A 14,031-nucleotide genomic window follows, 5' to 3' on the forward strand; every position below is an offset into this window, starting at 1 on the left:
ACCGGCACGCAGATCACGGCCTTCACGCCGAGCTTCGCCGCCGAAAGCGCCACGCCCTGCGCGTGATTGCCCGCCGAGGCGGTGATCACGCCGCGCTCGAGCTGCGCGGGCGTGAGATGCGCCATCTTGTTGTACGCGCCGCGCAGCTTGAAGGAGAACACCGGCTGGTTGTCCTCGCGCTTGAGGAACACGGCGTTGCGCAGGCGCGCCGAGAGATTCGGGGCGCGCTCGAGTTCGGTCTCGCGGGCGACATCGTAGACGCGGGCGGTGAGGATTTTCTTCAGGTAATCGTCGTGGGAGGCCATGCGAGGGCGCGCCGGGCGCGGGTTTAGGGCGGGAAAGCGTAAATGATAGCGCCAACGGCTCCGGCGCTGGCGGCGCGGGCAGGCGGCTGGCGCTCGATGCGGCAGCGCTATTCACCGACCGGCCGGAAGGCAAATCATCGTCAAAGCGCGCGCAATCCGGCGCGAATCACCCGTCTACGCAAGTGAATCTTGTGTGTTCACCAAGTTCCTACGCCGCGTCAGCGCGGGTGCGGATCATGCGGTAAAATCCTTTTTCGAAACAAGGATCGGATGATGCACTGGCAACCTCGGAGAGCCCATTTGATGCCCGCACGGCGCGTGACCCGCCCGGCGGCGCAGCGGCACGCCCGCCACGCACGATCGTGTCGCTAAATCCGAGCGCCGGGGAACCATCGGCGTGAGCGTTGCCGCCATGTGCCTCCCCACCCCTTTCGTCCGCAGCCTGCCACAGGCGGACACGATTTCAGAATAGCGCCCCACGCGCCCCGTCAGTATCCGTCGCAGCGGCCGCGAGCCGTGCGCGGGACTGGCCCAAAGAGTCGTCCAACCATGAACGCACCTCAAGTTTTCGATCCTCACGGCGCCCCCGCCGCCGTGGCCGCCGACATCGAACCGCGCCTGCGCGAGATTCCCTATAACTACACGTCCTTTTCGGACCGCGAAATCGTCATCCGCCTGCTTGGCGAAGAGGCATGGAACGCGCTCGCCGTGCTGCGCGCGGAGCGCCGCACCGGCCGCTCGGCGCGCATGCTCTACGAGGTGCTGGGCGACATCTGGGTCGTGCGCCGCAATCCGTATCTGCAGGACGATTTGCTCGACAATCCGAAACGCCGCGCGCTCCTGATCGAGGCGTTGAACCACCGCCTCGGTGAAATCGAGAAGCGCCGCCGCGCCGACCTGCAGGAGCATGCAGACAAGGAAGGCGTGGACCGTGCCGCGCGCGTGGAAAAGCTGGTCGGCGCCACGCGCCGCGCCATCGACGCCTTCGCGGGCGAGTTCGAGAAGGTGGCCGACCTGCGCCGCCGCTCGACGAAGGTGCTCGGCAAGCGCACGGCCAAGGACAACATCCGTTTCGACGGCCTCGCGCGCGTCTCGCACGTGACCGACGCGACCGACTGGCGCGTGGAATATCCGTTTGTCGTCCTCACGCCCGATACCGAAGCCGAAATCGCCGGCCTCATCAAGGCCTGTTTCGAACTGGGGCTCACCGTGATTCCGCGCGGAGGCGGCACGGGCTACACGGGTGGCGCGGTGCCGCTCACCCCGTTCTCGGCCGTCATCAACACCGAAAAGCTCGAGCAACTTGGCCCCGTCGAGATGACCGAGCTGCCGGGCGTGAACCGCAAGGTTGCGACCATTTTCTCGGGCGCGGGCGTGGTCACGCGCCGCGTGACCGACGCGGCCGACGCGGCGGGCTTCGTCTTCGCAGTCGATCCGACTTCGCTCGATGCGTCCTGCATCGGCGGCAACGTCGCGATGAATGCGGGCGGCAAGAAGGCGGTGCTGTGGGGCACGGCGCTCGACAATCTCGCCTGGTGGCGCATGGTCGACCCGCAGGGCAACTGGCTGGAAGTCACGCGCCTCGACCACAACATGGGCAAGATCCACGACATTCCCGTGGCGCGCTTCGAGCTGAAGTGGTTCGACGGCGAATACGCGCCGGGCGAAAAGCTCCTGCGCACCGAATCGCTCGATATCGAAGGCAAGCGCTTCCGCAAGGAAGGTCTCGGCAAGGACGTCACCGACAAGTTCCTCGCGGGCCTGCCGGGCGTGCAGAAGGAAGGCTGCGACGGGCTCATCACGTCCGCGCGCTGGGTGCTGCACAAGATGCCCGCGCATACGCGCACGGTGTGTCTGGAGTTCTTCGGCCAGGCGCGCGAGGCGATTCCGAGCATCGTCGAGATCAAGGACTACCTGTTCGAAACGTCGAAACAGGGCGGCGCGATTCTCGCGGGCCTCGAACATCTCGACGAGCGCTATCTGCGCGCTGTGGGCTACGCGACCAAGAGCAAGCGCAACGCGTTTCCGAAGATGGTGCTGATCGGCGATATCGTCGGTGACAACGCCGATGCCGTGGCTACCGCGACTTCGGAAGTCATCCGCATGGCGAACGGCAAGAGCGGCGAAGGTTTCGTCGCGGTGTCCGCCGAGGCGCGCAAGCGCTTTTGGCTCGACCGCAGCCGCACGGCCGCGATCGCCAAGCACACCAACGCATTCAAGATCAACGAAGACGTCGTGATCCCGCTCGACCGCATGGGCGAGTACACGGACGGCATCGAGCGCATCAACATCGAGCTGTCGCTCAAGAACAAGCTGCAACTGGTCGACGCGCTCGAAGCGTTCTTCAAGGCGGGCAAGCTGCCGCTCGGCAAGACCGACGACGCAAACGAGATTCCCTCCGCGGAACTGCTCGAAGACCGCGTTCAGCAGGCGCTCGACCTGCTCAAGCGCGTGCGCGAGCGCTGGACCTTCGTGGGCGAGAAGCTCGACCTGTCGCTGCGCGAGGCGCAGCACTATCTCGTGCAACTGGGCTACGAGGCGCTGGCGGAGAAGTTCGCCGACCGCGTGGACGCGCAGCCGGACGCCAACGTCTTCCACGTGACCCAGGACCGCACGGTGCGAATCTCGTGGAAGCAGGAGATCCGCGCGGAACTGCGCAAGATCTTCAATGGCGGCGAATTCAAGCCGATCCTCGACGAGGCCCAGGCGATCCACAAGAAGGTGCTGCGCGGCCGTGTGTTTGTGGCGCTGCACATGCACGCCGGCGACGGCAACGTGCACACGAACCTGCCGGTCAACTCCGACAACTACGAGATGCTGCAGGACGCGCATGTCGCTGTGGCGCGCATCATGAAGCTCGCGCGTTCGCTCGACGGCGTGATCTCGGGCGAGCACGGCATCGGCATCACGAAGCTCGAATTCCTCACGGAAGACGAGATCGCCGAGTTCCGCGCCTACAAGCAACGCGTCGATCCGCAAGGCCGCTTCAACGCGGGCAAGCTGCTCGAAGGCGCCGACCTGCGCAACGCCTACACGCCGTCGTTCGGCCTGATGGGCTACGAGTCGCTCATCATGCAGCAGTCCGACATTGGTGCAATCGCCGATTCGGTGAAGGACTGCCTGCGCTGCGGCAAGTGCAAGCCGGTGTGCGCGACCCACGTGCCGCGCGCGAACCTGCTCTACAGCCCGCGCAACAAGATTCTCGCGACCTCCTTGCTGGTCGAGGCGTTCCTGTACGAAGAGCAGACGCGCCGCGGCGTGTCGATCAAGCACTGGGACGAGTTCAACGACGTGGCCGACCACTGCACGGTCTGCCACAAGTGCGTGACGCCGTGTCCGGTCAAGATCGACTTCGGCGACGTGACCATGAACATGCGCAATCTGCTGCGCAAGATGGGCAAGAAGAAGTTCAACGCGGGCAACGCGGCCGGCATGTTCTTCCTGAACGCCACGAACCCGCAGACCATCAATCTCGCGCGTACCGCGATGATGGGCGTGGGCTACAAGGCGCAGCGCCTTGGCAACGACCTGCTCAAGAAGGTCGTGAAGAAGCAGACGGCGCATCCGCCCGCATCCACGGGCAAGCCGGCCGTGGTCGAGCAGGTGATCCACTTCGTCAACAAGAAGATGCCGGGCAACCTGCCGAAGAAGACGGCGCGCGCGTTGCTCGACATCGAAGACAACAAGATCGTGCCGATCATCCGCAACCCGAAGACGACGAACGTCGATTCGGAGGCGGTGTTCTACTTCCCCGGCTGCGGCTCGGAGCGTCTGTTCTCGCAGGTGGGTCTCGCCACCCAGGCCATGCTCTGGGAAGCGGGCGTGCAGACGGTGCTGCCGCCGGGCTACCTGTGCTGCGGCTATCCGCAGCGCGGCTCGGGCCAGTACGACAAGGCCGAGAAGATCGTCACCGATAACCGCGTGCTGTTCCATCGCGTCGCGAACACGCTCAACTACCTCGACATCAAGACCGTCGTGGTGTCGTGCGGGACGTGCTATGACCAGCTCGCGGACTATGAATTCGACAAGATTTTCCCGGGATGTCGCATCATCGACATCCACGAGTTCCTGCTGGAGAAGGGCATCAAGCTCGACGGCGTGACGGGCACGCGCTACATGTACCACGACCCGTGCCACACGCCGATCAAGACGATCGATCCGGTCAAGCTCGTCAATGAGCTGATGGGTTCCGAAAAGGACGGCTACAAGATCGAGAAGAACGATCGCTGCTGCGGCGAATCGGGCACGCTGGCCGTTACGCGCCCGGACATATCGACGCAGGTGCGCTTCCGCAAGGAAGAGGAAATCCGCAAGGGCGCGGCGAAGCTGCGCGGCATTCCGATCGTCGGCAACGGCGCGAACGGGGTGCAGCCGGCGACGCAGCAGGAAGCGGGCGGGCAGGGTACGACGCAGGACGTCAAGATTCTGACGAGCTGCCCGTCGTGCCTCCAGGGTCTGTCGCGGTACAACGAAGACGCCAACATCGAAGCCGACTACATCGTGGTGGAAATCGCCCGACACCTGCTTGGCGAAAACTGGATGGCGGACTACGTTCAGAACGCGAACAATGGCGGAATCGAGCGCGTGCTGGTCTAATGGCAGCGCTCAATTTTCCGTGAACGGGTTCGGGGACGACGATGACATGCATATTCTGCAGTGAGGAAGGCGGCGATGTGCTGTGGCAGGACGAGCGCATGCGCGTCGTGCTCGCGACTGCCGAGGCCGACTATCCCGGCTTTTGCCGGGTCATCTGGAATGCGCACGTTGCCGAATTCTCGGACCTGGGCGCGGCCGACCGGGAACATCTGATGCGGGCGGTGTACGCCGTCGAGCGTGCGCTGCGCCGCGTCATGCATCCTTCGAAGGTGAATCTGGCGAGCCTCGGCAACCAGGTGCCGCACGTGCACTGGCACGTCATTCCGCGCTTTACGAACGACGCACATTTCCCGCTGCCCGTCTGGGCGCCGCGCCAGCGCACGGTGTCCGAGGCGATGCTGGGCCAGCGCCGCGCGCAGGCCACGCTGCTGCGCGACGCGTTGCGCCAGGAAATGGAGCAGGCTTAAGGCCTGAAGGGGTGGGGGCGGTGAGCGTCCAATGCGCGTCCAACAGCAGGAACGATCATGAGTGGACTGAAATCCGATACGCCGGTACCGACCGGCGTCGTGGTGCACGCCGTCTCGCGCGTGCTGGAACTCCAGTATGCGACCGGGGAGAGCTACCGCGTGCCCTTCGAGCTGATGCGCGTGTTTTCGCCCTCGGCGGAGGTGCGTGGGCACGGCCCCGGCCAGGAAACGCTGCAGACCGGCAAGCGCGAGGTGACGATTACGGCGCTTGAAGGTGTCGGCAACTACGCGCTGCAGCCCACGTTCTCCGACGGCCACAACACCGGCATTTACTCGTGGGACCAGCTCTACGAGTTCGCCACGCGCCAGGACGAACTCTGGGCGGAATATTTCGCCAAACTGAAGGCGGCGGGCGTCGAGCGCGACGCACCCATGGCGGCGCCCCCTGCAGCGCATGGCCACTGCCACTGACGCTTCCTGTTACGATCCAGCCCCGCCGCTTCTCTGACAGACGCGGCGCAGCACTCCAATAGAACACCCTTCCGCGAAAGGACGAGCGCGATGAGCAAAACCCACTTCGGCTATCAGACAGTCGACGAACAGGACAAGGCGAAGAAGGTGGCCGGCGTGTTTCACTCGGTCGCCTCAAACTACGACCTGATGAACGACCTGATGTCGGGCGGGCTGCACCGCGCGTGGAAGGCGTTCACGATCGCACAGGCGAACATCCGGCCCGGCGCGAAGGTGCTCGACATCGCGGGCGGCACCGGCGACCTTTCCATGGCGTTCGCGAAGAAAGCGGGCCCGACGGGCGAGGTCTGGCACACCGACATCAACGAGTCGATGCTGCGCGTGGGCCGCGACCGCCTGATCGACAACGGCGTGATCACCCCGGCGCTCCTTTGCGACGCCGAGAAAATTCCCTTTCCGGACAACCACTTCGACGTGGTGACCGTGGCTTTCGGCCTGCGCAACATGACGCATAAGGACGCTGCGCTCGCCGAGATGCGCCGCGTGCTCAAGCCGGGTGGCCGCGTGCTCGTGCTCGAATTCTCGAAGGTCTGGGAGCCGCTCAAGAAGGCGTATGACGTGTATTCGTTCAAGGTGCTGCCGTGGCTTGGCCGGCGCTTTGCGCAGGACGCGGACAGCTACCAGTACCTCGCGGAATCGATCCGCATGCATCCGGATCAGGAAACACTCAAGACGATGATGGAACAAGTCGGCCTTGAAGCCGTCAAATATTACAATTTGTCAGCTGGCGTGGTAGCCTTACACGTCGGCACAAAGTATTAGTGTTCCCAACTTACTGTCTTTAAAGGAATTTCCGCTATGTCTGAGCCCCGAATCGATGCTTCCAGAAAGCTTTCAGCGTCATGGGCCAGACGAATCGGCGTCCTGGCTCTTGCCGGCGTGATGATTGCTGGCAGCCTCGCGTCGTTCGATGCGGAGGCTCGCCGTATGGGTGGCGGCCGCAGTTTCGGCAAGCAGTCGTCGGTCGCCTCGCAGCGCAGCACCACGCCGCCGCCGGCCCAGCCCGCTCCCGCGAATCCCGCGCAGCAGGCTGGAGCCCAGCGCGCTCCCGGCACGCCTGCGCCCACGCCTGCGCCCGCACCGGCGCGCAATCGCTGGCTTGGGCCTATCGCAGGCCTCGCGGCCGGTCTCGGCATCGCCGCGCTGCTTTCGCACTTCGGTCTTGGCGAGGCGTTTGCCGGCATGATGGCCAACATGATCGTGATCGCGATCATCGCCTTCGTCGCCATCTGGCTGATCCGCAAGTTCATGAGCCGCCGCCGTGCCGCGGAACCCGCGTACCAAACGGGCGGCGCCGGCTATTCGCACGCGTCGTCGAACAGCCTGAACCCGTCGTCGGGCGGGTATCAGCCGCTGGAGCCGCGCTACACTGCGCCGCCCACGGGGCAAGACCTCGCGCCTGAAGGCAATCCGGTGAGCACGCCGCATGTCGATACGCCGTCAACTGCAGCTGCGTCAATTCCGGCCGGCTTCGACGCGGAAGCCTTCGTGCGTAATGCGAAGGTCTACTTCGTGCGCCTGCAGGCCGCGTGGGACGCCGGCAACATGGACGACATCCGCGAATTCACGACGCCCGAGATGTTCGCCGAAATCCGCGTCGATCTCGCGGGCCGCGGCGCGCAGCCCAACCAGACCGACGTCGTGCAACTCAACGCGGACCTGCTCGGCGTGGAAGATCGCGGCAGCGAATACCTTGCGAGCGTGCGCTTCTCCGGCCTGATTCGCGAAGCCATGGGCGAGCCGGCCGCGCCGTTCGTCGAGGTGTGGAATCTCTCGAAGTCCAGCACGTCGGGCGAAGGCTGGCTGCTCGCGGGCATCCAGCAGGTCGAATCTCACTGAGTCGGTACTGAGGCCGCGCGTCTCGTGATTTGATTCAGATCACGGAGTGCGGCGCCTTCCAGCCGCCGCGCCGCATTGGACAGGGCAGGACGGCGGCGCGATCCTACGGCTCGAACGTTACAATAGGAACCCGCCCGGGCTTGTGCCCGTGCGGGTTTTCTTATTCCATGCCGATGACTCTTGCCGCCAAGCCCTTTGCTGCTGCCGTGAATCACCTGCTCGCCCGCGAAACGTGGGCACGTGAGCGCCTCGCCCCTTATGCCGGCAAGACGGCGCGTCTCACATGCCCGCCCATCGTGCTCACGCTGCTCGTGCAGCCGGACGGCTATCTGGGCGCGGTCGAGGACCACGATGCGGGCGACGTCGATGTCACGCTGTCAGTGCCCGCAGGCGCGCTCTCGTCGTTCATGCAGGGCGGCCAGGCGGCCGTGATGAAGCACGTGAAGATCGAGGGCGACGCCGAGTTTGCGCAGGTCATAGGCAAGCTCGCGGAGCATCTGCGCTGGGAGCCCGAAGAGGACCTCGCGAAGCTGATTGGCGACGCGCCGGCTTCACGCATCGCCACGCTCGCGCGCGCCGCGGGCGAGCAGGCCCTGCGCACCGGGCGCAACGTGCTCGGCTCGGTCACGGAATATCTGCTCGATGAAAATCCGCAGCTCGTGCGGCGCGCCGAGCTCGACGGCTTCAACGAGGAGCTGTCGCGCGCACGCGATGCGCTGGCACGTGTGGAAAAGCGCATCGAGCGACTCGAACAAAAATCACAGGCCAGCGGCGGGAGCCAAAGCGCTGCGCCGCTCGGCTCGCGCTAGTCAACAGGCCCCCCAGACATGCGTTTTCTGCGTTTCCTCAAGATTGTCTTCACCGTCATCCGCTTCGGCCTGGACGAGATGATGTTGAGCCGGATCAACGACCGGCGTGTGACGCTGCTCCTGCGCATCACCACGATCGGCCGTCGCTTCGACGACCCGCCCGGCTTGCGTCTGCGTCTCGCGCTGGAAAGCCTCGGCCCGATCTTCGTAAAATTCGGCCAGGTGCTGTCTACGCGCCGCGACCTGCTGCCGCCCGATATCGCCAACGAACTTGCGAAGCTGCAGGACCAGGTGCCGCCGTTCGATTCGAACGTGGCGATTGGCCTGATCGAGAAGTCGCTGGGCGCGCCGGTCGACGCGATCTTCGACGAGTTCGAACGCGTGCCGGTGGCGAGCGCGTCGATTGCACAGGTGCACTTCGCCAAGGTGAAGTCGGGCCAGCACGCAGGCAAGCCGGTGGCGGTGAAGGTGCTGCGCCCGAACATGCGTCCGGTGATCGATTCCGACCTCGCGCTGCTGCGTGACATCGCCGTGTGGGCCGAGCGCCTGTGGGCCGACGGCAAGCGCCTGAAGCCGCGCGAAGTGGTGGCCGAATTCGACAAGTACCTGCACGACGAGCTCGACCTGATGCGCGAAGCCGCCAACGGCAGCCAGTTGCGCCGCAATTTCGCGGGCCTCGACTTGTTGCTCGTGCCGGAAATGTACTGGGAATTCAGCACGGCCAACGTGCTCGTGATGGAGCGCATGGTCGGCGTGCCGATCAGCCAGGTGGACAAGCTGCGGGCGGCGGGCGTGGACATTCCGAAGCTCGCGCGCGAGGGCGTGGAGATCTTCTTCACGCAGGTGTTCCGCGATGGCTTCTTTCACGCCGACATGCATCCCGGCAACATTCAGGTGAGTCTCGATCCCGCGCATTTCGGCCGCTATATCGCGCTCGATTTCGGCATCGTCGGCGCGCTGTCTGACTTCGACAAAAACTACCTCGCGCAGAATTTTCTCGCGTTCTTCAAGCGTGACTATCACCGCGTCGCGACGCTGCATATCGAATCGGGGTGGGTGCCGCCCCATACGCGCGTGGAAGAACTGGAAAGCGCGATTCGCGCCGTGTGCGAACCGTATTTCGACCGGGCGTTGAAGGACATCTCGCTTGGTCAGGTGCTGCTGCGCCTCTTCCAGACCTCGCGGCGCTTCAACGTGGAAATCCAGCCGCAGCTTGTGCTGCTGCAAAAGACCATGCTCAACGTCGAGGGCCTCGGGCGCTCGCTCGATCCGGAGCTCGACCTCTGGAAAACGGCGAAGCCTTATCTCGAGCGCTGGATGACCGAACAGATCGGCCTGCGCGGCTGGTACGAGCGCTTCAAGATCGAAGCGCCGCAATGGAGCAAGACGCTGCCGCAATTGCCGCGCCTCGTGCACCAGGCGCTGCTGCACCGCCAGGAGCCGGGCGGTTTCGCGAACGACGAGACGATCCGCGCGATGCTCGCCGAGCAACGCCGAACGAACCGCCTGCTGCAGGGCCTGCTCGTGTTCGGCGTGGCCGTGGGCGTGGGCATGGTGGCGGCGCGCCTGTGGCTCGCGTTCGCCTACGGCGGCTGACGGCCACGAGAACAAGGAGTGAGACGATGAGCGACCCGACCCTGCCGCCGCAACCGGGCGAAGCGCCTGAGTTCGAAACCCGCGACCCAGCGTCGCCCTCGTTCTGGGACGAGCGCTTCGTGCGCGGCTTCACGCCGTGGGATCAGGCGGGCGTGCAGCGCCAGTTTGAAGCCTTCGCCACGGCACACCCTGAGGCTGCCGTGCTGATTCCGGGCTGTGGCAACGCCTGGGAGGCACGCTGGCTCGCCGAGCGCGGCCGCACGGTGCGCGCCATCGACTTCGCGCCGGCCGCGGTCGCGAGCGCGCGCACGGCGCTGGGGCAGTACGCCGGTGTCGTCGAAGAGGCGGACTTCTACGCCTACACGCCGCCGTTCACGGCGGCCTGGGTGTTCGAGCGCGCGTTCCTGTGCGCATTGCCCAAGGCGCAGCGCGCGAGCTACGCCACCCGCATGGCCCAGCTGTTGCAGCCCGGCGCATTGCTCGCGGGCTACTTCTTCATCGGCGAGACGCCCAAGGGGCCGCCGTTCGCCATCGCGCGCGACGAACTCGACGCCTTGCTCACGCCGTACTTCACGTTGGCCGACGATCAGCCCGTGGCTGACTCGCTGCCCGTGTTCGTCGGGCGCGAGCGCTGGCTCGTGTGGCGCCGCAACGACGTCGCGCCTTCGCACGCTTGAGCTGTCCCAGGCGGCACGCCATGCGCTCGCCGCCTTGCATGGCCGCGCGCGCTCTTGATGTGCGCGCAACCTGCCCTCATCTGAGTTGAGGCGGCCGCAACCCTCCGACCCTCCCTGCTGGACACCCAAGCCCGGTAAATGCCAGGGGCGATCCTGGTTTGCGGCTATAATTCAAGGCTTTGCAAGCAATTATCAGATTTTCATCAGGATAGAGACCATGCCGATCTACGCTTATCGCTGCGAGTCGTGCGGCTTCGACAAGGACGTGCTCCAAAAGATGAGCGATGCGCCACTGACGCAGTGCCCGAGCTGCGGCGCGGACACATTTCGTAAGCAGGTCACCGCAGCGGGCTTCCAGCTGAAGGGTTCGGGCTGGTACGTCACCGATTTCCGCAGCGGCAACGGCGGTAAGAGCGGTGCGGCGACTGGCGCGCAGGCGGCTGGCGAAAACGCGTCGTCGTCGGAGGCCAGCAAGCCGGCCGGCGAGGGCGCCGCGAGCGCTTCCAGCGATGCGAACGCAGCCGCGCCCGCCGCGAGCAGCCCAGCGAGCACGCCCAGCCCGGCAGCCTCGACCTGAAAAACCTGCGGCGCGATTCCTGCATCTCCGGGGACACGCGCCGCGCCGAAGCCGCGCCGGCAGCCCGTATGCCGCGCGCGGCCCGCATGGCGGTGTACATGACGATCAAGAAAGCGACGTTCAAATCGGTATTCCTGACCGGCCTGCTGGTGCTGGTGCCGCTGGCCATCACGCTGTGGGTGCTGAACCTCGTCATCGGCACGATGGATCAGACGCTGCTGCTGCTTCCCGAATCGTGGCGGCCGGAGCGCATGTTCGGCGTGCGCCTGCCGGGCCTCGGCGCAGTGCTCACGCTCGCGTTCATCTTCGGGGTCGGTGTGCTCACGCACAACTTCATCGGCCAGAAGCTGGTGGAGTGGTGGAACGCGCTGGTGCGCCGCATCCCGATCATCGGTCCGCTGTATGGCAGCATCCAGCAGGTTTCCGATACACTGCTTTCGAGCAACGGCAATGCATTTCGCAAGGCGCTCCTGATCGAGTACCCGCGCAAGGGTTCGTGGACGATCGCGTTTCTCACCGGCATTCCCGGCGGCGACGTGGTCAACCACCTGCAGGAAGATCACGTGAGCGTGTATGTGCCGACTACGCCAAATCCCACGTCGGGCTTTTTCCTGATGGTGCCAAAGAGCGAGGTGGTCGAGCTGGACATGACCGTCGACGCCGCGCTCAAGTATATTGTTTCGATGGGCGTGGTCGCGCCGGCAACCTCTCCACGCCGCCCCATCGATCCTCCGCTTTAAATACCGGACGACGCGCTACCGCGCGCCGCTCCCGTTCATTCATGCAAAACGAAAGACGAACATCATGTCGATGAGATCTGAATACTGCGGTCTGGTGACCGAACAGCTGCTGGGCCAAACTGTTTCGCTGTGCGGATGGGTGCAGCGCCGCCGCGACCATGGCGGCGTCATCTTCATCGACCTGCGCGACCGCGAGGGCCTCGTTCAGGTCGTCTGCGATCCGGACCGCGCGGAAATGTTCAAGATCGCCGAAGGCGTGCGCAACGAGTTCTGCGTGCAGGTAAAGGGTCTCGTTCGCAATCGTCCGGAAGGCACGGTCAACGCGAACCTCACGAGCGGCAAGATCGAAGTGCTGTGCCACGAACTCGTGGTGCTCAACGCGTCGGTCACGCCGCCGTTCCAGCTCGACGACGACAACCTCTCGGAAACCACGCGCCTCACGCATCGTGTGCTCGACCTGCGCCGTCCGCAGATGCAGCACAACCTGCGTCTGCGCTATCGCGTGACGATGGCCGTGCGCAAGTATCTCGACGCGCTCGGCTTCATCGACATCGAAACGCCGATGCTCACGAAGAGCACGCCGGAAGGCGCGCGCGACTACCTCGTGCCGTCGCGTACGAACCCGGGTCAGTTCTTCGCGCTGCCGCAGTCGCCGCAGCTCTTCAAGCAGCTCTTGATGGTCGCGAACTTCGATCGCTACTACCAGATCGTCAAGTGCTTCCGCGACGAAGACCTGCGCGCCGACCGTCAGCCCGAATTCACGCAGATCGACTGCGAAACGTCGTTCCTCGGCGAGCAGGAAATCCGCGACCTGTTCGAGGACATGGCGCGTCACGTGTTCAAGGAAACGATCGGCGTCGAGCTCGATGCGAAGTTCCCGGTCATGCCGTACTCGGAAGCCATGAGCCGCTTCGGTTCGGACAAGCCGGACCTGCGCGTGAAGCTCGAATTCACCGAGTTGACCGATGCCATGAAGGACGTCGACTTCAAGGTGTTCAGCGCACCGGCCAACACGAAGGACGGCCGCGTCGCGGCGCTGCGCGTGCCGAAGGGCGGCGAGCTTTCGCGCGGCGACATCGACGGCTACACGGAATTCGTGCGTATTTACGGCGCGAAGGGTCTCGCGTGGATCAAGGTCAACGAAGCGGCGAAGGGCCGTGACGGTCTGCAAAGCCCGATCGTCAAGAACCTGCACGACGCCGCGATTGCCGCGATTCTCGAGCGCACCGGCGCGCAAGACGGCGACATCATCTTCTTCGCGGCAGATCGCGCGAAGGTCGTGAACGACAGCCTGGGCGCACTGCGCCTGAAGATCGGCCACTCGGAGTTCGGCAAGGCCAACGGCCTCGTCGAGAAGGGCTGGAAGCCGCTGTGGGTCGTCGACTTCCCGATGTTCGAGTACGACGAGGAAGAAAACCGCTACGTGGCCGCACACCACCCGTTCACGAGCCCGAAGGACGAGCACCTGGAATACCTCGAAACGGATCCGGGCCGCTGCCTCGCCAAGGCTTACGACATGGTGCTGAACGGCTGGGAAATCGGCGGCGGCTCGGTGCGTATCTATCAGGAAGACGTGCAGAGCAAGGTGTTCCGCGCGCTCAAGATCAATGCGGAAGAAGCGCGCGCGAAGTTCGGCTTCCTGCTCGACGCGCTGCAATACGGCGCGCCGCCGCACGGCGGTATCGCGTTCGGTCTGGACCGCATCGTCACGATGATGGCCGGCGCCGATTCGATTCGCGACGTGATCGCGTTCCCGAAGACGCAACGCGCGCAGGATCTGCTCACGCAGGCGCCGAGCCCGGTGGACGAGCGTCAACTGCGCGAACTGCACATCCGTCTGCGTCAGCCCGAGCAGAAGACGGCGCAGTAAGCGGTACTCCTGCTGCGAAGGCCC

Annotated in this window: 12 protein-coding genes; 11 read left to right on the plus strand and 1 reads right to left on the minus strand. The window is 64.9% G+C overall.

The features are described 5' to 3' along the window. On the minus strand, window positions 1-305 hold a 305-nt coding region (locus tag M3I54_RS12520; protein ID WP_254336246.1), incomplete at its 3' end, for a pyridoxal-phosphate dependent enzyme. A gap of 549 nt (window positions 306-854) precedes the next feature. Here M3I54_RS12520 and M3I54_RS12525 point away from each other — a divergent pair. The 11 genes from M3I54_RS12525 to aspS all read left to right on the plus strand — a co-directional run bounded on the left by M3I54_RS12525 (window position 855) and on the right by aspS (window position 14,007). Then, window positions 855-4,901 carry an FAD/FMN-binding oxidoreductase gene (locus tag M3I54_RS12525; protein WP_254336248.1) on the plus strand — a complete coding sequence of 1,349 codons (4,047 nt, stop codon included), beginning with the start codon at window positions 855-857 and terminating at the stop codon, window positions 4,899-4,901. A gap of 41 nt (window positions 4,902-4,942) precedes the next feature. Further along, complete coding sequence (locus tag M3I54_RS12530; protein ID WP_254336250.1) at window positions 4,943-5,368, plus strand: HIT family protein; 426 nt, start codon at window positions 4,943-4,945, stop codon at window positions 5,366-5,368. 57 nt (window positions 5,369-5,425) lie between these two features. Next, on the plus strand, window positions 5,426-5,839 hold the full coding sequence (locus tag M3I54_RS12535; protein ID WP_254336252.1) for a gamma-butyrobetaine hydroxylase-like domain-containing protein: 414 nt from the start codon (window positions 5,426-5,428) through the stop codon (window positions 5,837-5,839). Between the two features lie 90 nt (window positions 5,840-5,929). After that, on the plus strand, window positions 5,930-6,661 hold the full coding sequence (gene ubiE / locus M3I54_RS12540; protein WP_254336254.1) for a bifunctional demethylmenaquinone methyltransferase/2-methoxy-6-polyprenyl-1,4-benzoquinol methylase UbiE: 732 nt from the start codon (window positions 5,930-5,932) through the stop codon (window positions 6,659-6,661). Window positions 6,662-6,697: 36 nt separating this feature from the next. Further along, window positions 6,698-7,738, plus strand: coding sequence for a Tim44 domain-containing protein (locus M3I54_RS12545; RefSeq protein ID WP_254336256.1), 1,041 nt, complete (start codon window positions 6,698-6,700; stop codon window positions 7,736-7,738). A 173-nt stretch (window positions 7,739-7,911) separates the two neighbouring features. Continuing rightward, window positions 7,912-8,547 (plus strand): SCP2 domain-containing protein, encoded by a 636-nt coding sequence (locus M3I54_RS12550; RefSeq protein WP_254336449.1) that lies wholly within the window; start codon window positions 7,912-7,914, stop codon window positions 8,545-8,547. An 18-nt stretch (window positions 8,548-8,565) separates the two neighbouring features. After that, on the plus strand, window positions 8,566-10,143 hold the full coding sequence (gene ubiB / locus M3I54_RS12555) for a ubiquinone biosynthesis regulatory protein kinase UbiB (protein ID WP_254336258.1): 1,578 nt from the start codon (window positions 8,566-8,568) through the stop codon (window positions 10,141-10,143). A 26-nt stretch (window positions 10,144-10,169) separates the two neighbouring features. Further along, the gene (locus M3I54_RS12560) at window positions 10,170-10,820 is read left to right on the plus strand and encodes a methyltransferase domain-containing protein (RefSeq protein ID WP_254336260.1); all 651 of its coding nucleotides are present in this window, start codon (window positions 10,170-10,172) and stop codon (window positions 10,818-10,820) included. A gap of 217 nt (window positions 10,821-11,037) precedes the next feature. Further along, window positions 11,038-11,397 (plus strand): FmdB family zinc ribbon protein, encoded by a 360-nt coding sequence (locus tag M3I54_RS12565; RefSeq protein WP_254336262.1) that lies wholly within the window; start codon window positions 11,038-11,040, stop codon window positions 11,395-11,397. Window positions 11,398-11,495: 98 nt separating this feature from the next. Further along, complete coding sequence (locus tag M3I54_RS12570; RefSeq protein WP_254336264.1) at window positions 11,496-12,137, plus strand: DUF502 domain-containing protein; 642 nt, start codon at window positions 11,496-11,498, stop codon at window positions 12,135-12,137. A gap of 64 nt (window positions 12,138-12,201) precedes the next feature. After that, complete coding sequence (gene aspS / locus M3I54_RS12575) at window positions 12,202-14,007, plus strand: aspartate--tRNA ligase (protein WP_254336266.1); 1,806 nt, start codon at window positions 12,202-12,204, stop codon at window positions 14,005-14,007. The last annotated feature ends 24 nt before the right edge of the window (window positions 14,008-14,031 follow it).

Origin of the sequence: Paraburkholderia sp. CNPSo 3274 (genome assembly GCF_024206475.1) — a bacterium.
Lineage (GTDB): Bacteria > Pseudomonadota > Gammaproteobacteria > Burkholderiales > Burkholderiaceae > Paraburkholderia.